Origin of the sequence: Actinoplanes sp. NPDC051851, assembly GCF_040681165.1 — a bacterium.
In the GTDB taxonomy this organism is placed as follows: domain Bacteria; phylum Actinomycetota; class Actinomycetes; order Mycobacteriales; family Micromonosporaceae; genus Actinoplanes.
This window is the reverse complement of record NZ_JBFAYF010000036.1, coordinates 30,308-48,381: the sequence shown is the minus strand read 5'-3', so window position 1 is coordinate 48,381 and position 18,074 is coordinate 30,308. Positions and strand designations below refer to the sequence as shown.

The window sequence follows — 18,074 nt, the reverse complement described above, 5'->3', positions numbered from 1 at the left end:
TGGCCGGGTGGCTTTTCCCGGCCCGAGACTGTCGGGCATGTGCGGAGACCTGCATCACACGATGACCACGACCCGGCGGACGGCGCTGCTCGGCGCCCTGAGCATCGGAGCCTCCTGCGCCGTGCTACCCGGCAGCGCCGCCCTGGCGGCCTCCACGGCTTCCTCCTCCGGCGACCGCGTCGTCATGCTCGGCGTCAACGGCGGGCCCAAGCTGAACAGCGGGCAGGCCAAACCGGCGATCGCGCTGGTCGTCAACGAGCGCGTCTACCTGATCGACTGCGGGTACGACACCCCGAACCAACTGGTCAAGAGCGGACTCGGGTTCACCGCCGTCGACCACGTGTTCATCACCCACCACCACTTCGACCACACGTCCGGCCTGCCCGGTCTGCTGCTGCACGGATGGACCGACCCGAACCCGCTGCCGTCGAAGGTCGGCGTCTGGGGGCCGCCCGGTGCGCGCCGGCTGGTCTCCGGGGTGCGGGCCGCGTTCGGGCAGGACATCGACCTCTTCGAGTCCGGCGGCGGGTTCGGGACGTTCGAGACGGTTCGCGGACACGACGTCGAGCTGCCCCGGCGCCACCCGCTCACGACGGTGATGGAGGACGACAACGTCATCGTGCACGCCACCCGCGTCTCGCACGGGCCGGAGGTGCGCGACCCGTACGCGTACCGGTTCACCATCAAGAGCTCCGGCAAGAAGGTGGTCTTCTCCGGCGACACGGCCGCGCCGAACGCCAACCTGATCACCCTGGCCCGGGGCTGCGACCTGCTGATCCACGAGGCCCAGGACAACGACCTGCTTCCGGTGCTCTTGCAGTACGTCCCGGAGGCGCAGCGGGCGGCGATGAAGGAGCACATGCTGGTCTCGCACTCCAACGTGGTCGACCTGCCCGGCGTCGCGAAGTCCGCCGGGGCCGCGAGCCTGGCGTTCTGCCACTACACGCCGCTGCCCCAGGCCGCGAGCGTCTTCCTCGCCAAGGCCAAGGCCGCGGCGGCCGCGATCGGCTACACCGGCACCATCCTGGCGCCGGTCGACCTCGAGGTCATCGCTCTCTAGACGTACGGCTGCTTCGGCTCGTCGATCTCCTGCCAGCCGCGGACCTCGATGTACGCGATCTGGGCGTTGTTCACCGGATCGGTGCCGACCTGGGTGCTGTAGACGCCCTCGATCTGCACCCAGGCGTCGGCCGGCGCGTCCATCGAGACACCGGTGAGACCGACCTTGATCGGGCGGCCGTCGGCGGCGCAGCAGGTGAGCACGATCCGGGCCAGCATCATCGAGCCGTCCGGGCCGGGCGTGATGAAACCGGTCAGCTTCAGGTTGCGGCCGGTCAGGCTCTTCCCGCTGTCGAAGAGCGCCCGGGACGCGTAGTCGAGCAGGGTGACCTCGACCGGGTCGCCGTCGGGGAGGGGCGGGTAGTCCGAGGCCGCGGAGAGGCCGACGCTGCCCGCCTGGTTCGCCGAGTACGACCCGAGCGCGGGCGGCGAGATCATCAGCATGGCGAGCGCGGGGAGCAGGAGCAGCCAGCCGACCCGCGTCTCGCCGTGGCCGTGCCCGTGCCCGTCGTCGTGCTCGTGGTCGTGCCCGTGGTCGTCGTGGTCGTGGGCCTGCGCCGCCTCCCGGTTCCGGGCGGTGCGGATCTCGTACCAGAAGGTCGCGAGCGCGGCGGCGGCCAGCAGGATGCCGGCCGCCAGGAGATACGGGCCGAGGCCCGCCTTGACGTACCGCAGATAGGTGTCGGTGACCGTGGCCTTGATGACCGTGGCACCGAGCAGCAGCATGATCACGGCTTGGGTCAGGCGGTTCACAGGAGCACTCCTCCGAAGAGCGAGCCGATCAGGATCGCGGCGACGAACGTGGCCGGGGCGAACCGGAAGGCGAACCGCCGCCCGAACACGCCGGCCTGCATGGAGATCAGTTTCAGGTCGACCATCGGGCCGACGACCAGGAAGACCAGCCGCGACGTCAGCGAGAACTGGGACAGTGAGGCGGCGACGAACGCGTCCGCCTCGCTGCAGATCGAGAGCAGCACGGCGAGGACGGCCAGCGCTATCACCGAGACCACCGGATTGCTCGCCAGGCTCTGCAGCCAGGCCTCGGGGATCACCACGTTGATGGTGGCCGCCGCGGCCGCGCCGACGACGAGGAAGCCGCCCGCGTGCATGACGTCGTGCCGGCAGGCCGCCCAGAACGCCCGCCACTTCGACGCGTCGTCGAGATCCGGCCGGTGCGGCAGTTTGATCCATTCCGGTCGCCCGATCCGCAGCCAGAGCCAGCCCATCAGCACCGCGACGACCAGGCTGGCGGTGCCCCGGGCGACGGCCATCAGCGGTTGGCCGGGGAACGCGATCACGGTGGCGGTGAGCACGATCGGGTTGATCGCGGGCGCGGCGAGCAGGAACGCGAGCGCCGCGGCCGGGGTGACACCGCGCCGGATCAGCGAACCGGCGATCGGCACGCTGCCGCACTCGCACCCGGGCAGGATGACCCCGGCGACACCCGCCGCGGGTACGGCGAGAGCGGGGTGCTGGGGCAGGGCCTTCGCCCAGAAGCTCCGTGGCACGAAGACCGCGATCACGGCGGAGAGCGCGACCCCGAACACCAGGAACGGCATAGCCTGAACGAGAACGGACACGAAGATCGTCGTCCAGGTCTGCAGCCCCGCACTGGACACGACGACCGAGAGCCGGCTCCGCAGCAGCAGCAACAGGATGAGCAGCACGGCGAGCCCCTCCAGCGGCCCGAACTGCCACGGTTCCGCCTTCGTCGTGCGCTTCTTCGCGCCGGGGGCCGCCGCCGGTGTGATCTCGGCGGGTGGGGCCGGCTCGCCGATGTCGGCGTGCGTGCTCTCGGACGTGCTCACCCTTGACTCCTCGTGGCCGTGACCGGAGCGAACGCGACGCTCTGACAGCGTCACAACCTACTCGCCTCTACGGCCCACTCCCGCCGCACCGTTCACTCCCGCCACCTCTCGGAACCCATCCGCCGCTCGACAGCCCCGTCAGGCGAACATTCCCGCCGCTCGACAGCCCCGTCAGGCGACATTTCCGATCTGTCGGGCAGGGGATTGGCGGCTCCGGCTTCTGGCTGGCTCTCCGGGGTGCCTCGCCAGGCCCGAGACACCCCGGAGAGCCAGCCAGGGGAGGGGGCGCGTGACGGTCTGGAGTGGGCACGGGCCTCGCGGGCCACGGACGGCGTGGCCTTTTGAGCGCGGGGGGAGCGCGGACGGCGTACCGGAGAAGTCAGAAAGGCGTGCGCTGGCGGCGCAAGGTCTCCACGTCCTGGTCTTCGATCGGGCGGCCGGGGAGGGGGGTGCCGGGGGTGGTGCGGAGGCCGTCGATCATCAGGGTGAAGAGGCGGTGGCGGGCCATGTCGGCGAGATCGTTCTCGGTCGGGGGGAGGTCGGTGGGGAGGAGGGCCGGGGGGAGGAAGCGGGAGACGACGGCCAGGGCGACCGCGACGTCGCCGGGGCCGATGTCGGGGCGGATGGTGCCCTCCTGCTGGGCGCGGCGGACCAGGCGGCCGACGACCGCGATCGCCTCGGTGCGGTACGCGCTGACCTCGGGGGAGTCCATCAGGGCGCGCTTGCCGGGCGCGGACATCGAGGCGGTGGCGAGGCCGAGGTGGAGCTCCAGGGCCGAGTGCAGCAGGCGGGTCAGGGCGGTGGCGGGGTCGGGCTCCTCGCGTTCGGCGCGGGTGGCGAGCTCGGCGAGGCGGCTGAAGGTGTCCAGGCTGACGGCCTTGATCAGCTCGTCGCGGTCGGGGAAGCGGCGGTAGAGGGTGCCGACGCCGACCCCGGCGCTGCGGGCGATCTCCTCCATCGGGACGTCGGGGCCGAGGCGCAGGAAGAGGGTGCGGGCGGCCTCGATGATCTGCTCGCGGTTGCGGCGGGCGTCGGCACGCAGCGGACCGGGCTGCATGGTCACCGTCCTGGTTCTCAAGCGTCCTGACCTGCAGTATCGCATGTCCTCGATGATCAATTCATCAATGTATGGACGGATTTCATCCGGTTGACTAGGCTCGATAAGCGGAGGAAAAACGTCCGGATCTTCATGAAAGCCGAGTGGTCGACATGACAGAAACCGTTCCCACCGAATTACCGGTCGCGCGCACCTGCCCGTTCGCCGAGCCGGCGGAGTATGAGCGGACCCGCGATCAGGGACCCGTCAGCCGGGTCCGCCTGCCCGGCGGCGACGAGGTCTGGTGGATCTCGCGCTGGCAGGAGGCGCGCGCCGTCCTCGCCGACGGCCGGTTCTCGTCCGACCGGCGGCGCGAGGGGTTCCCGCTCCTCTTCGGGGACAAGCAGACCCGCAAGAACTTCCAGAACCAGCCGCTGTCGATGATCGGGATGGACGGCGCCGAACACTCGGCGGCCCGGCGCGCGGTGATCAGCGAGTTCAGCGTGAAGCGGATCGCGGCGATGCGGCCCCGGATCCAGGAGATCGTCGACGGGTTCATCGACGAGATGCTCGCCGCCGGGGAGCGCCCGGTCGACCTGGTCCGGATGCTCTCGCTGCCGGTGCCGTCGCTGGTGATCTGCGAGCTGCTCGGGGTGCCGTACGCGGATCACGACTTCTTCCAGAGCCGGACCAGCGCGATGATCCGGCGTACCACGGCACCCGAGGAGCGACGGCGCTGCCTGGAGGAGGTTCGGGGGTACCTCGACGAACTGCTCGGCCGCAAGATGGCGTCGCCGGGCGACGACCTGTTCAGCCGCCAGATCGCCCGCGGGTCCTTCGACCGGGGTGAGCTGGTCAGCCTGGCGTTCCTGCTGCTGGTCGCGGGGCACGAGACGACCGCGAACATGATCTCGCTGGGCGTGGTGGGCCTGCTGGAGCACCCGGACCAGCTGGCGCTGATCACCGGGGATCCGTCGCGGACACCGCTCGCCGTCGAGGAGCTGCTGCGCTACTTCACCATCGTCGAGTCCGCGACCGCCCGGGTGGCGACCGAGGACGTCGACGTCGCCGGCGTCACCATCCGGGCGGAGGAGGGACTCATCGTCAACGGGCTGTCGGCCGACTGGGATCCGGCCGCCTTCGAGAACCCGGGCACCTTCGACGTCACCCGTGGGGCGCGCAACCACATCGCTTTCGGGTACGGCCCTCATCAGTGTCTCGGGCAGAACCTGGCCCGTCTGGAGCTGGAGATCGTCTTCAACACGCTGTTCCGGCGGATCCCCGGGCTGCGGCTCGCGGGTTCGGTGGACTCACTGGCGCTGAAGACGGACGCGGGGATCTACGGGCTCTACGAGCTGCCGGTGACCTGGTGATGGGGGACGCCGTGCGGATCATCGCGGATCACGACGTGTGCGTCGGGTCGGGGCAGTGCGTGCTGACCACGGCCGAGGTGTTCGACCAGGACGACGACGGCATCGTGGTGCTGCTGACCGAGCATCCCGAGGGGGTGGACGCCGACCGGGCACGGGAAGCGGTCGGACTCTGCCCGTCCCACGCGCTCGCGGTAGCCGAGGACTGATCTTGTGCGCTGGCCGGTCTCCCCGGTTTGATGGAGGGGAATGCGCTTTCCTGGGAGGCCGGCGTGGAGCAACCGTTCGACTACTCGCCATGGGACTTCTGGCGTGCCGCGGATGAGCAGGCCCAGGCCGGTCAGCGCCGGCTCCTGGCGAGGTTCAACGAGCTTCCCGGGTACGCGATCGCGGAGGACTGCTTCGTCTCCGCTCTCGCCGCGGTGCAGAACGAACGGCTGGAGCTGGGTGCGCGCGGCTACGTGGCGGCGGGGGCGTACCTGACCGGGGAACTGCGGGCCGGCCGGGACTGCTCGATCAACGCGTACACCGTGGTCCGCGGGACGATCGCGCTCGGCGACGGTGTGCGGATCGGGGCGCACACGTCGCTGCTCGGGTTCAACCACACGATGAGCGATCCGGACGTCGAGGTCTTCCGCCAGCCGTTGACCAGCAAGGGCATCCGCGTCGGGAACGACGTCTGGATCGGCTCGCACGTCGTGGTCCTCGACGGGGTGACCGTCGGCGACCGGGCGGTGCTGGCGGCCGGGGCGGTGGTCACGAAGGACGTTCCGGCGGGTGCCGTGGTCGGCGGCAACCCGGCCCGGGTGATCAAGTGGCGGGTGCCGCCGAAAACCGGACGGCGCGCTACGGCCGGCCTCGGTGGGGAGGCCGCGGCCTTCGCGGAGGCGGCGCGGGCGGCGGCCGGGGAGATCCTGGGGCGGTGTTTCGACGGGGAGTACTTCGTGGACGTCCCGGGGGCCGCGCCCACCGTCCGGGCCCAGTGCGACGCCGTGGAGATCGCCGATCTGCTGCTCGGGACGGCGCCGCCGCAGCTGCCCGCGGACGTGCAGCGCGATCGGCTGCGCGGGTGGCAGGATCCGGTCACCGGGATGGTCGGCACACTGCTGGCCGGCGGCGGGATCCGCCCGGCGTCACCCGGGCTGACCGACCCCGACGCGGGCTATCACGTGCTGGCCGCCGGGTACGCGCTGGACCTGCTGGGCAGCGGGTTCGCGCATCCCGTCCGGCTGCTCGACACGGCGGACCTCGTCGGTGAGCTGCGGCGGCTGCCGTGGGAGACGAACGCGTGGCACGGCGGGCACTGGGTGGACATCCTCGGCACCGCGATCCACTGGAACCGGCGGATGGGCCGTGGCGACGGCGCCGAGACGCTGCTCGGATGGTTGCTGGTCAACGCGGATCGGCGTACCGGAATGTGGGGTGGATCCTCTGCCGGGGAGGGACTGCTGCAGGTCGTGAACGGGTTCTATCGGGCGTCACGGGGGACGTTCGCGCAGTTCGGGGTGCCGGTGCCCTATCCGGAGAGGGTGGTGGACACCGTGCTGGCGCATGCGCGGGACACCCGGGTGAGGCGAGCCGACCGGCAGAACGCGTGCAACATCCTGGACATCGCGCATCCGCTGTGGCTGACCCAGGGGACGGGGTATCGGCCGGACGAGGTGCGGGCGCTCGCCGAGGGACTGCTGCGGGAGGCGCTCGGGCACTGGGTACCCGGGCAGGGCTTCGGCTTCCAGCCGTCTCGCGGACGGCCGGGCCTGCAGGGTACGGAGATGTGGCTGGCCACCGTCTGGCTGCTGGCCGACCTCGTGGGGGTGGCGGACGAGCTGGGGTACCGGCCTCGTGGTGTCCACCGCCCCGAGCCGGCTACCGCTGCAACCGGCGCTGCCGGAAACGACGACTGAGCACGCCGTACATCCCGAGGAACGCGCCCGCCTCGACCAGCATGACGCCCGCGACCGGGAACCCGTCGTCGGTGACGATCGCGAACAGACCCATGGCCAGCCCGGCGAGGAGCAGGACCACCCCGGTCGCGGCGGGGTTCCATCGAGAGCGCTGATAATCGCGGGCAGTCATGTATCCATCAAAGCGCATGATCGCAAGTCCCTTCAGCCGTGCGTCCGGTGCCGAACCGCCGATGGTGGTGATCACGCCTCGTACATACGGGTGGTACCGAGGGTTGAGGGGAGATCGATAGCCTTGTCCGCATGGAGTGCACCTCCTGCGGTCTCGACAACGATCCGTCGGCAACGCGCTGTGCCCGCTGCAACCACCTGCTCGCCGGGTCGGCGCCGGGGTGGTACCCGACCCCGCCCCCGCAAAACCTCGCACCGCCGCCCGTTCGGGGTCCGCCACTGGTGCCGGTCCTGATCGGGCTCGCCGCGGCGTTGCTGGTCGCGGTGATCGGGGTCGGTGTGCTGCTGGTTCGCGACGATGAGCCGTCCACACCCGCCGTGATCGCCGGACCGGCGACCGCGCCGGCGACGGAGGTCACCACGGAGCAGGTGTCCGATCCGGCCACCGCCGTCACCACCGCATCCGTCACCACCCCGGCCACGCCGACGCCGCGGGAGCAGGCGGACGTGATCGACCGGCTGCTGGACGAGAGCACGGCCAGCCGTGCCAGGCTGAACCGGGCGATCGACCGGGTCAAGCGCTGCACGCAGCTCGGCGCGGCGCTCGCCGACATGCGGGCGGTCGGCGACGAGCGCCGCGGGCAGATCGCCGCGGCCGAGGCGGCCGACGTGTCCGCGATCGGCGGCGGGTCGTTGCGGTCGACGCTGATCTCCGCGTTCCAGTCCTCACTCGAGGCCGACCAGCAGTTCGTGGCGTGGGCCGAGCCGGCCGTGACCGGTAGCTGCGACGACACCGCGAGCCGGTCGGCGGCGTGGGAGAAAGCGCAGGCGTACTCGCGGCAGGCGCAGACGTACAAGAAGAGGTTCGTCGCGATCTGGAACCAGGTCGCGGTGCCGCTCGGCTTCCCGAAGCGGAGCACCACCGACATTTAGCCCGGGTTCCGGAACACGGGCTAACCCGGGCTAACCCGGCCAGTGTGCCTTGACCAGGGCAGCGATGGCGGCGATCGCCTCGACGGCGCCGCGGGCGCTGCCCGCCCCGGCGGCGAGCCGGCCCAGCGCGGTCTCCACCCGGCCACGGCCCTCCGGGGACGGCTGCCGTACCGCCTCCTCCAGGACCGGGATCTCCCGCTCGGCCGCCGCCGGGTCCGGGTGGGCCGCGCGCAGGGCCGCGATCTGCGCCTCGATCCGGTCGCGGACGCCGGCGTCGAGGGAGATGTTGGTCTGGGTGACCTCGTTGACGCCACCGAAGTTCTGTACGCCGCCGTGGAACTCGACCGGTCCGTTGAAGTTCACGTCATGCCCCGCTTCCGGCCGTGGTGTTCGCCTGGTGGATCGTGTTGGCACCGCCGAAGTTCTGCACCCCGCCGTGGAAGATCAGGGTGCCGAAGGTCTGGTTGGCCACGTTCGTCTCGAACTCGCCGGTATCGACGCCCTGCTCGCGCAGGAAGCCGATCACCGCCTCGGTCACCGTCTTGTCCAGCAGCTTGATGTACTTCGTGCCGTCCAGCTTCTGCATGAACGTGCGCGTCTCCTGCGAGGCCAGGTCGCGGACGCTGAACCGTGCTCCGTAGTCGTAGTAGCGCAGCTCCTCGGCCTCGGCCGCGGAGCGCGCCATCCGGGCCCGGAGCCGTACCGCGTCCCAGCCGATCCGGATCAGGCGCGACGGGCCGTAGAGGTTGTCCGTGAGGAAGCCCCGGGCGGTGTCCGCCGCGGCGAGCGGCACCATCCGGTCGGCGCGCAGCAGGTCGGCGACCCGGAAGCCGGGCCGCAGCGGCGGCAGGACCAGCGCGATGAACTCGGTGTAGAGCAGGCCGCCCTCGACCGCGAGGTGGATGAAGGCGGTCACCTCGATGCCGGAGTCCTGGGCCGGCAGGATCGGCCGTCCGTCCGGGGTCCGGATCTCCTTGCCGTTGGCCGGCACCACCACCCGCAGGTAGTGCCGCAGCCCGCCCTGGGGGCAGGCCTCGATCGCGGCGATCGTCTCGGGCGAGGCCTTCGTGTACGGCGTCCCGCTCTGCCGGTCGATCAGCGGGTCGTCGCGCCGGCGGGTGCCGTCGGCGGCCACATAGGGCACGGTGTAGAGGTTCGGGATGCGCTCGCCGTCGCGCAGGCTCGTGTCGCGGAGCGCGAGCACCGCGGCGTTCACCCGCCGGTTCAGCTCGTGCGGGTCGAGCGCCACCCGGTGACCGTTGCGCTCGGCGCCACGTGGCCGCAGGGTGACCGCGAACGACCAGCTCCGTCCGATGTCGCCGGACCGGCCCCCGGTGCCTCGTGAATCCGGGAAGGGGCCGGCTCCCGCGTACGGGTTGACGTCGTGCACGGCGATGTTGCCCCGCTGCATCCGCGCGACCGTGGCCAGCCGGCGCTCCACCCGGTCGTTGCGGGTCTGCGGCGCGGTGCCGTCGGCGCCCGGCGCGAGCTCGCCGAAGACGATCCCGTACGCGTGCCAGCGGGACAGGAACATCGCGGCGAGCATGGCGACCGGTGGCAGCAGCGTGACCAGCAGCGCGGCGCTGAACAGCGCGTCGACCAGCTGGTCGGCGGTGGCCGAGGCGGACGTCTCGACGGCGCCGGTGAGGAGCCGTTCCAGGAGCCAGTCCGGGGTGAGCCGGGCGAGCAGGGTGACCACGGTGATCGAGACGACGGTGACGGCGGCAGCGAGCAGGACCACGGTGACGGCGCCGAACCGCAGGACCTGCCATCGCCGGCCGGCCGGTGCCCGGAGCATCTCGACGGCCACGCAGAACGCGAGCCAGCACAGGGTCAGGAACGGGCTGATCAGCAGTCCGGCGAGCAGGATGACGGTGACGAGCGTATAGCGGACGATCAGCAGGCGCCGGGCGCGCAGACAGTGGCGTACCACCGGGTCGAGGTCGAAACCGAACGACGGCGGCACCGCCCTGCGCTCGGACTCGACGACCTCGTCGATGACCGCGGTGGCGAAATCGTGGTCGATGTACGCGGCGCTGCACAGCCCGCGGGTGGTGGCGCTGAACTGCTGCGCGGGCCGGTATTCCGGGGTGCTGAGCGGCGGCTGCTCCGGAGTGCTCACCCACCCGACCCTATTGGCGATGATCGCTGTACGGGCACCCTCCGTTAGGGCGAAGTCACTCATCTGTTCCGGGGGTGTGGCAGACTTCGATGTCCTGCCGAGACCGCTCCGATCAGATCCAGCGGTTGCCGAGCCACATGCGTGACGTCCAGTCGTCGTACTCGATGACCTGGTTCACGAAGATCGGATGGAAGTAGGCGAAGCAGACCGCGACCAGCAGGACGTACGCCCCCACCGCCACCGTGCCGACGATCTGCCGGTCGGTGCGGGCCGCGCCGATCTCCAGGCCGGTCGGTGGGGTCATGATCGCGCCGAGCACGTGGACGACGGCGAGGATCAGGAACGGGACCGCGGGCAGCAGGTAGAACGAGAACATCGTCCGGTCGTCCTTCGCCGCGTAGTAGAACCACGGCAGGTATCCGGCGGCGACCGGCGCGAGGATCGCCCAGGCCCGCCAGTCGCGCCGGGCCAGACCGAACCAGATCAGCGCGGCGAGCGCCGGGAGGAACGACCACCAGAGCAGCGGCGTGCCGAGCAGCAGGATGGTGCGGACGCAGGTGGTGTCCCCGCACGCGCCGACGTTCTTGTACTCGAAGAGCACCGGGCGCCCCAGCAGCAGCCACTGCCACGGCCAGGACTGGTACGTGTGCGGCTTGGTCAGTCCGGCGTGGAACGTGTACGCCTCGTGGTGGTAGTGCCAGAGGTTGCGCAGTGCCCCGATGACGAACGGCTCGCTGAGCCCGTTGTCCCGCCGGTAGTGCCGGTAGAACCCGTCGTCGGTGAGCAGCCAGCCGGCCCAGGTGGAGAGGTAGGTGACGACGGTCAGCACCACACTGAGCACCCCCCACCCGAGGTCGGCGAGCAGCCCGGTCCGGTCCGCGGTACGCCGGGCCCGCCACCGCCAGACCAGGGTGAGCGCCGCGAAGACCGGCAGGAAGAAGAGCGCGCTCCACTTGACGCCGCAGGCCATCCCGAAGAGCACCCCGGCGACGAGCAGCCACCACGGCACGATCCGTGTCGTGACGCCGTCCTCCAGGTCCCGGAGCAGCCGCCGCCGGTAGTGGTCCCGGTCCAGCAGCAGCGCGGCGAAGCCGGCCAGCACGAACAGCCCGAGGAAGATGTCCAGCAGCGACGTGCGGGAGAGCACCAGCTGGAAACCGTCGAGCGCCAGCAGCAGGCCCGCCGCGCCGGCCAGCACCACCGAGTGGAAGAGGCGGTAGGCGACCCGGACCAGGATCAGGATCATCAGGGTGCCGGCGACCGCGGACGACACCCGCCACCCGACCTCGTCGTTGCCGAAGACCAGCTCGCCGAGGGCGATCAGCCACTTGCCGAGCGGCGGGTGCACCACGTAGCCCGGCGCGTTGTGCTCCGGATCCCACTCGACGCCGTGGGTGAGCATGTCCCACGCGTCGGTCGGGTAGTAGACCTCGTCGAAGATGTAGCCCTTGCGCTCGCCCAGCCGCTCGAACCGCAGGATCGCCCCGATCACCACGACCACCAGCGTGACCAGCCACGAGTACGGATCGCGCCAGTTCGGCAGGGTCGCCAGCCGGCGCCGGACGATGTCCGGCACACCACTCGGTCGGGTGGCTTCCGTGATGTCCGCATCGATCGTGGCCGTCGTCACGGCCGGGATCATATAGAAGCCACAACCTTTTCTCGCGTACGGCCATCAGAGCGCGTCATCGCGTGCCCGCCGCCTCCGCCCACGCGGCTGTTCGCCGGTGCCGGTGCCGGTGCCGGCTCTCGGCTGGTGTCCAGGGGCGTATCGGAGCCCGTGAGAGACCCCTGGACAGCAGCCAGGAGGGCGACCAGCCCACCCCGCCGGACCGATCAGGCGGGGAACGGGTAGTCGACGTAGGCGAAACTCGCGGAGTCGGGGGACCAGCTGTTGACGTTGACGGTGCCCTGGCCGCCGGGGAGGGCGACCGCCGTGTGCGGGGTGCGCCAGTTGTCCGCGTCGACCAGGCGCAGCTCGACCGGGAGGTCGGCCGGGTGGCCCCGGGTGCCCGGCGGGTAGCTCAGGTAGACGGCGCGGCTGCCGTCCGGGGCGACGTGCGGGAACCAGTTCACCCGGTCGTCGACGGTGAGGCGCTCCAGGGCGGTGCCGTCCGGGCGGATCCGGGCGATCTGCGCGTTCGGCGAGAAGCGCTCGGTGTTGAAGTAGATCCACTCGCCGTCCGGGGTGAACTCGGGGCCGTCGTCGACGCCGCCCGGCGCGGTGAGGCGCGTGCCGTGGGTGCCGTCGGTGTGCACGGTCCAGACGCTCGCCGTGGACCAGTCCTGCTGATCGATGCCGACGTACGCGAGCACCGCGTCGTCCGGGCTCACCCCGTGCAGGAAGTGCATCCGCGACGTACCGGAGGTGATCCGCCGGGCCTCGCCGCCGGCCAGCGGGGCCCGGTAGAGGTGCCAGTCGTTCGCGGACAGGTAGATCGACACGCCGTCGGGGGAGAGGACGTGGTCGTTGTTCAGCTCGGGGACGCCGGAGAGCGGGATCTGCCGGGGATCGGCGGAGCCGTCGGCGGGCAGTGACCAGAGCAGGCCGTCGCCGTTGAGGATCAGCTCGTCGGACGGGGTCCAGTTCGGGGCCTCGAACAGGGTCGTCGTGCCGGTGTGGAGCAGGGTGGACACTCGGGCGTTCACGTCGTACCGGAAAATGCGGCAGATCTGACCGGGGGCGAGACGCCTGGCGTAACCCATCATGCCGCCCCGAGTTGGCGGCGGGCCTCGTCGATGGTGGCGAGGATGGCGACGGTCTCCTCGTGCGTGTGCAGCGGGGATTCGGCGCGGGACTCGCCGACGTAGTGGGCGAAAGCGGTCGCCTCCCAGCTCAGCCCGCCGAAGAAGGTGATCCCGGTGGGGTCCTGCCAGGTGACCGGGGGCGTCCCGAAGTCGTTGGTGGCGAGGGCGAAACCGGTCGGCACGTGGAACGGCGAGACGATCTCGATGCGCGCCTCGGAGCCGTTGATCACCGCGGTCGCCGGGGTGCGCGTGGTCATCGAGGTGGAGAGGACCGACGGCTCGCCGCCGCCGTGCGTGGTGAGCAGGGTGGCGTACTCGTCGACGCCGGACGCGGCGAGCCCGCCGACCGTGGTGATCGCGCTCGGTGTGCCGCGGACCATCGAGTTCAGCTGGATCGGGTAGATGCCCATGTCGAGCAGCGCGCCGCCGCCGAGGTCGGGGCGGCTCAGCCGATGGGCGGGATCCGGGTTGATCGCCTGGCCCAGGTCGGCCCAGACCGAGCGGATCTCGCCGAGCACGCCCTCGCGCAGCAGCTCCCGGATGAGCAGGGTCTGCGGCTGGTACCGGCTCCAGAGCGCCTCCATCGCGAAGACCCCGGCGGCGCGGGCGGCACCGAGCAGCGTGCGGGCGTCGGCGGCGCTGGTGGCGAGGGGCTTCTCGATCAGGACGTGCTTGCCGGCGGCGATCGCGGCCAGGCCCTGGGCGAGGTGCTCGGCGGGCGGGGAGGCGACGTAGACGACGTCCACGTCCGGGTCGCCGAGCAGCGCGTCGAGGGAGCCGTGCGCGCTGCCGATGCCGTGCTGTTTCGCGAACCGCTCGGCGGACGCGGTGGCCCGGGAGCCGACCGCGGTGACCCGCTGGGCGGTGTGCGCCTGGACCGCCTGGACGAACTCGCCGGCGATCCAGCCGGTGCCGAGGATGCCCCAGCGCAGCGACGGTTCGCCCTGGTGGGGGAGGAAGAGGGTGGGCTCGGGGAGCAGCATGGCAAAACCTATCACTGGTAGAGTTTCTCGCCGGAAGCGTAGCGCGAACGTCGGTGGAGGCGCCATGACGAGCCGGAATCTCTCCCCCAAGGGGGCCCGCCGCCGCGAGGAGATCCTCGAGGCGGCGATGCGGTCGATCGGCGAGCAGGGCTACCGGTCCACGTCGCTGCGCGGGATCGGCCGGATGCTGGACGTGCAGCCGGCGCAGATCCTGCACTACTTCGCGTCGCGCGAGGAGCTCCTGGAGACGGTGATCCGGCGCTGGGACGAGCGCAGCGAGCGGGTGGTCGCCGAGCGGGCCCGGGGTGACGAGACGTTCCTGGACGTGTGGCCGGACATCAACCGCGAGCACACCCTGGTCCCCGGGTTCGTCAACCTCTACACCTCGCTCGCGGCCGAGGCGACCGATCCGGATCACCCGTCGCACGTGTTCTTCCGGGAGCGTTTCCGCCGGATACGCCGCCTCGTCGCGGTCGACCTCGCGAACCGGGGGCTCGGTCCCGGGGTGGACGTGGGGCGGGCCGCGCTGCACCTGGTCGCCTTCTCGGACGGGCTGCAACTCCAGTGGCTGATCGACCGGAGTATTGACCTCGGTGACGAGCTCACGTTCGAGATCGCGCGCCTTTTCCGGTGACATTCTTTCGCGCGTACGGGAAATGCGGCCCTGTGGTTCAAAGGTTTTGGAGGTTGTTTTCCTGTGTTGCGGTTATGTAAAACCTGCCTTTCTGTGCTGACGCTGTGGTGCGGCTGGTCTTTGCTGATATCCGCTCTGAACTGGTCTTTCACCGCTGCAAGGCGGCCCGGTGACTACGCTCTGCGAGCAGATTCTTAACGGGGTGACAGTGCCGACTTAAGTAATAGATAGGTTCGGCTTAAGGGGCACACAGGTCGGAATTCGAAGGTATTTCCCAACGGGGCGCAAGCCGAGGAAATACCGAGGAGAGGGAATTCCGATGAAGAAGAACAGCCTTCGTAACGGTGCCATCGTGGTCGCGGTCCTGGGCGCGATGGGCGGTCTCGGCACCCTGGCGGCGAACGCCAGCACGACTCCCGGCAACTCCAGCGCGGCGGTGTCGGCCTCGACTGATGCGGGCCCGGCCGGCCCGGGCAACAACGGTCAGCCGGGTGACCAGAACCAGCAGAACAACCAGAACGGCCAGAACGACAACGGCCAGAACGACAACGGCCAGCAGAACAACCAGAACCAGCCGACCACGCCGCCCACCACCCGGCCGACCAACGGCACCGGGGCCGCGGCGTCCACCAACGCCTGCGTGAACGTGCAGGTCCGGGCGACCGGGCAGAACACCGCGCGGCTCTGCGCGACCGTCCAGCGCAACGGGCTGCGGGTGAACACGGTGCAGGTCACGCTGACGACGCCGGCCAACGCGTGCACCGGGAACGTCACCCTGCAGGCGACCGCGGCGCAGGGGAACGCGGTCAGCCGTACGGTCGCGTGCAGCGGCGGGAACCGGGCCACCAGCACGATCACGCTGAACCGTACGGTCGCCAACAACTCCCAGGTCTGCGGCGCGCTCACCGCGAACAACCGGGTCGCCGCGGCCCGCGCCTGCGTCCGCGTCACGAACTGATCCCCCTCCCAGGGAGAGTGGCCGCACCCGGGTTCCGGGTGCGGCCACTCTCTTTCTGATCAGAAGGCGGCCTTTCTGATCAGAAGGCGGCGGCCACCGCGGTCACCGTGGCGAGGACCATGGCCCGGTCCAGGGGCTTCTGCTCGACGGCCTGGTGGATCGACCAGCCCTCGATCAGCGCGTCGATCGCCCGGCAGGCCGGCTCCGGGAAGTGCAGCGCGAGGCTGGCGTGACTGCGGGCGAGCCAGCGCCGGCCGACCTCGGCGACCGCCTCGTCGTGGTTCGAGTACGCGAACATCTCGTTGATCAGCGTCAGGTCGCCCGGGGTGGCGTACTCCGCGCCGCAGATCAGGTCGGTGACCGCGGCGCAGGCGGCCCGCCGGTCCGGTGCCGCCTCCAGGGTCGCGCGGTAGTGGTGCGACATCGTCTCGGCGAGATGCTCGAACGCCTGCTCGATGATGGTCTGCAGGCTGTCGAAGTGGTACGTCAGCGAGCCCAGCGGCACCCCCGCGCGCTCGGCGATCCGGCGGTGGGTGGTCCCGTGCACGCCGTGCTCGGTCATCACCGCCAGCGCGGCGTCGAGGATGCGCTGCTTGCGCAGGGGATCGTTCGCCACCCGCCGGGAACCAGCCATTAAGACAATATACGGAGCCCTCAGGGAGTGTGTACGTTTGTACGCACTACTCGGAAAGGCTCACAGGTATGACCACCACCATCGGCCGGCGGCGCGCGGCGCTCCTGATGCTCTTCTTCATCCCGGGGCTCTTCCTCTCCTCGTGGGTGACGCGTACGCCCGCCGTTCGCGACCTGCTCGGCGCCTCGACCGCCGAGATGGGCCTGGTGCTCTTCGGCCTCTCCGCGGGCTCGATGGTGGCCGTGCTCGGCTCCGGCGCGCTGATCGCCCGCTTCGGCACCCGCCGGGTGATCACCGTCGGCGTGGTGTCGCAGCTGATCAGCATGCCGCTGGTCGGCATCGGCGCGACGACGTCGCAGAGCCTGGTGGTCAGCATCGGACTGTGCCTCTTCGGCATCGGGATCGGCGGCAGCGAGGTCGCCATCAACATCGAGGGCGCCGACGTCGAACGGATCCTCGGCCGTCCGGTCCTGCCGACCCTGCACGGCTTCTTCAGTCTCGGCACGGTGTTCGGCGCCGGGGTCGGCCTGGTGCTGGCCGCCGTCGACTTCCCGGTGCTCTGGCACATGCTCGCCGCCGCCGCGATCGGGGTACCGCTGATGATCCTGGCGCGGGCCTGGATGGGCGCCGGTCTCGGCCAGGACGCCGCGGCCGACGGCGAGAGCGGCGGCGCCCGGCTCTGGCGAGACCGGCAACTGCTGCTGATCGGCGTGATCGTGCTGGCGCTGGCCCTGGCCGAGGGCGCCGCCAACGACTGGCTCCCGCTGCTGATGGTCGACGGGCACGGCCTCGACCCGGCGCTGAGCTCCCTGGTCTACCTGACCTTCGTCGCGGCGATGGCGCTCGGCCGCTTCACCGGCGGCTGGTTCCTGGCCCGCTTCAGCCGCCCGGTGGTCCTCGGCGCGAGCGCGGTCATCGGCGCCGTCGGCCTGGTGATCGTGGTCGCCGTCGACAACGCGGTGGTGGCCGGCGCCGCGGTGATCTTCTGGGGCCTGGGCGCCGCGCTCGGCTTCCCGGTCGCCCTCTCCGCGGCCGCCGACTCCGGCCCGAACGCCACCGCCCGGGTGTCCCTGGTCGCGTCGATCGCCTACGTCGCCTTCCTGGCCGGCCCGCCCGCCCTCGGCTTCCTCGGCGACCACTTCGGCCTGCGCGGCGCCATGGTCGCGGTCCTGGTCTTCCTCGCGATCGCCGCGGTCGCCGCCCCGGCCCTGCGCTCGTCACCCCATCAAGATCTCTCTTCCGGTACGCCCGGAGAACTCACTCCGGCCGACCGGGCGCACTGACCCCGGCCCGGACGAGAGCTTCAGTGTGTTGACGGGTGTGGCCGTCACACCACCTCATCACCGCCGGTGAGCTGGAGGGTGCGTGGCGCTGATCCGAATCCCGCCTCGGCGGTGACCGTGATCAGGGACTGGTGGGGTTCCTGGGGGATGTGCAGCGTCTGCTGGGTGACGGTGACCTCGCCGCGACCTGACCGTCAACCGGCTCGGCTACGGCACCATGCAGATCGTCGGCGAGGGCTACTGGGGCGAGCCCCGGGACCGTGCGGGGGGCGGCGTGCTGCGGACCGGGCCGGACGAGTGGCCGCCGCTGGGCCGCCCCGAGTACCTCCGCCAGGCCCTGGACCCGGCGGAGCTCGGCTGACCGGCGCCGGGTCCGGCCGGATCCGCACCCGGCCGGACCCGGCGCCGTCCACTGTCGCACCATGTCGACG

The 18,074-nt window shown here is 70.9% G+C and carries 19 protein-coding genes; 9 read left to right on the top strand and 10 right to left on the bottom strand.

What is annotated here, in order from left to right; translation table 11 throughout:
- Positions 1-61: 61 nt before the first annotated feature.
- Entirely contained in the window at positions 62-1,060 is a 999-nt protein-coding gene (locus AB0M08_RS29590) for an MBL fold metallo-hydrolase (protein ID WP_364500095.1), read from the top strand.
- Here AB0M08_RS29590 and AB0M08_RS29585 read toward each other — a convergent pair.
- The 3 genes from AB0M08_RS29585 to AB0M08_RS29575 form a co-directional block, all read right to left on the bottom strand.
- Positions 1,057-1,812, bottom strand: a complete 756-nt coding sequence (locus AB0M08_RS29585; protein ID WP_364500093.1) for a TIGR03943 family protein — start codon at positions 1,810-1,812, stop codon at positions 1,057-1,059. The genes AB0M08_RS29590 and AB0M08_RS29585 overlap by 4 nt on opposite strands.
- Positions 1,809-2,741, bottom strand: a complete 933-nt coding sequence (locus tag AB0M08_RS29580) for a permease (RefSeq protein ID WP_364500266.1) — start codon at positions 2,739-2,741, stop codon at positions 1,809-1,811. Before AB0M08_RS29580 ends, AB0M08_RS29585 begins: the two co-directional genes overlap by 4 nt.
- A gap of 505 nt (positions 2,742-3,246) precedes the next feature.
- Complete coding sequence (locus AB0M08_RS29575) at positions 3,247-3,945, bottom strand: TetR/AcrR family transcriptional regulator (RefSeq protein WP_364500090.1); 699 nt, start codon at positions 3,943-3,945, stop codon at positions 3,247-3,249.
- A gap of 131 nt (positions 3,946-4,076) precedes the next feature.
- On the opposite strand from AB0M08_RS29575, the gene AB0M08_RS29570 reads away from it, so the two are divergent.
- The 3 genes from AB0M08_RS29570 (at position 4,077) to AB0M08_RS29560 (ending at position 7,177) form a co-directional block, all read left to right on the top strand.
- A complete protein-coding gene (locus AB0M08_RS29570) occupies positions 4,077-5,276 on the top strand; it encodes a cytochrome P450 (RefSeq protein ID WP_364500088.1) in 1,200 nt (399 codons plus the stop codon).
- Between the two features lie 11 nt (positions 5,277-5,287).
- The gene (locus tag AB0M08_RS29565; RefSeq protein WP_364500263.1) at positions 5,288-5,482 is read left to right on the top strand and encodes a (4Fe-4S)-binding protein; all 195 of its coding nucleotides are present in this window, start codon (positions 5,288-5,290) and stop codon (positions 5,480-5,482) included.
- A 63-nt stretch (positions 5,483-5,545) separates the two neighbouring features.
- Positions 5,546-7,177, top strand: coding sequence for an acyltransferase (locus tag AB0M08_RS29560; protein ID WP_364500085.1), 1,632 nt, complete (start codon positions 5,546-5,548; stop codon positions 7,175-7,177).
- On the opposite strand, the gene AB0M08_RS29555 is transcribed toward AB0M08_RS29560, so the two are convergent.
- Positions 7,140-7,424 (bottom strand): hypothetical protein, encoded by a 285-nt coding sequence (locus AB0M08_RS29555; RefSeq protein WP_364500082.1) that lies wholly within the window; start codon positions 7,422-7,424, stop codon positions 7,140-7,142. The genes AB0M08_RS29560 and AB0M08_RS29555 overlap by 38 nt on opposite strands.
- Positions 7,425-7,630: 206 nt before the next feature.
- Here AB0M08_RS29555 and AB0M08_RS29550 point away from each other — a divergent pair, with 206 nt between their 5' ends.
- Entirely contained in the window at positions 7,631-8,281 is a 651-nt protein-coding gene (locus tag AB0M08_RS29550) for a hypothetical protein (protein ID WP_364500079.1), read from the top strand.
- A gap of 30 nt (positions 8,282-8,311) precedes the next feature.
- On the opposite strand, the gene AB0M08_RS29545 is transcribed toward AB0M08_RS29550, so the two are convergent.
- The 5 genes from AB0M08_RS29545 to AB0M08_RS29525 form a co-directional block, all read right to left on the bottom strand.
- The gene (locus tag AB0M08_RS29545) at positions 8,312-8,644 is read right to left on the bottom strand and encodes a hypothetical protein (protein ID WP_364500077.1); all 333 of its coding nucleotides are present in this window, start codon (positions 8,642-8,644) and stop codon (positions 8,312-8,314) included.
- A gap of 1 nt (position 8,645) precedes the next feature.
- Positions 8,646-10,403 (bottom strand): hypothetical protein, encoded by a 1,758-nt coding sequence (locus tag AB0M08_RS29540; protein ID WP_364500074.1) that lies wholly within the window; start codon positions 10,401-10,403, stop codon positions 8,646-8,648.
- 112 nt (positions 10,404-10,515) lie between these two features.
- Entirely contained in the window at positions 10,516-12,045 is a 1,530-nt protein-coding gene (locus AB0M08_RS29535) for a phospholipid carrier-dependent glycosyltransferase (protein WP_364500072.1), read from the bottom strand.
- 194 nt (positions 12,046-12,239) lie between these two features.
- Complete coding sequence (locus AB0M08_RS29530) at positions 12,240-13,052, bottom strand: hypothetical protein (protein ID WP_364500069.1); 813 nt, start codon at positions 13,050-13,052, stop codon at positions 12,240-12,242.
- A 56-nt stretch (positions 13,053-13,108) separates the two neighbouring features.
- A complete protein-coding gene (locus tag AB0M08_RS29525) occupies positions 13,109-14,134 on the bottom strand; it encodes a Gfo/Idh/MocA family oxidoreductase (RefSeq protein ID WP_364500066.1) in 1,026 nt (341 codons plus the stop codon).
- 64 nt (positions 14,135-14,198) lie between these two features.
- Between AB0M08_RS29525 and AB0M08_RS29520 the strand changes: the two genes are divergently transcribed.
- Both AB0M08_RS29520 and AB0M08_RS29515 read left to right on the top strand, forming a co-directional pair.
- Entirely contained in the window at positions 14,199-14,768 is a 570-nt protein-coding gene (locus AB0M08_RS29520) for a TetR/AcrR family transcriptional regulator (RefSeq protein WP_364500063.1), read from the top strand.
- Positions 14,769-15,087: 319 nt separating this feature from the next.
- Positions 15,088-15,726, top strand: coding sequence for a hypothetical protein (locus tag AB0M08_RS29515; protein WP_364500060.1), 639 nt, complete (start codon positions 15,088-15,090; stop codon positions 15,724-15,726).
- 79 nt (positions 15,727-15,805) lie between these two features.
- Here AB0M08_RS29515 and AB0M08_RS29510 read toward each other — a convergent pair whose 3' ends face one another.
- Positions 15,806-16,360, bottom strand: a complete 555-nt coding sequence (locus AB0M08_RS29510; RefSeq protein WP_364500057.1) for a TetR family transcriptional regulator — start codon at positions 16,358-16,360, stop codon at positions 15,806-15,808.
- A 68-nt stretch (positions 16,361-16,428) separates the two neighbouring features.
- On the opposite strand from AB0M08_RS29510, the gene AB0M08_RS29505 reads away from it, so the two are divergent.
- Together AB0M08_RS29505 and AB0M08_RS29500 are read left to right on the top strand one after the other, a co-directional pair.
- Positions 16,429-17,643, top strand: a complete 1,215-nt coding sequence (locus tag AB0M08_RS29505; RefSeq protein WP_364500055.1) for an MFS transporter — start codon at positions 16,429-16,431, stop codon at positions 17,641-17,643.
- A gap of 217 nt (positions 17,644-17,860) precedes the next feature.
- Positions 17,861-18,004, top strand: a complete 144-nt coding sequence (locus AB0M08_RS29500) for a hypothetical protein (protein ID WP_364500052.1) — start codon at positions 17,861-17,863, stop codon at positions 18,002-18,004.
- The last annotated feature ends 70 nt before the right edge of the window (positions 18,005-18,074 follow it).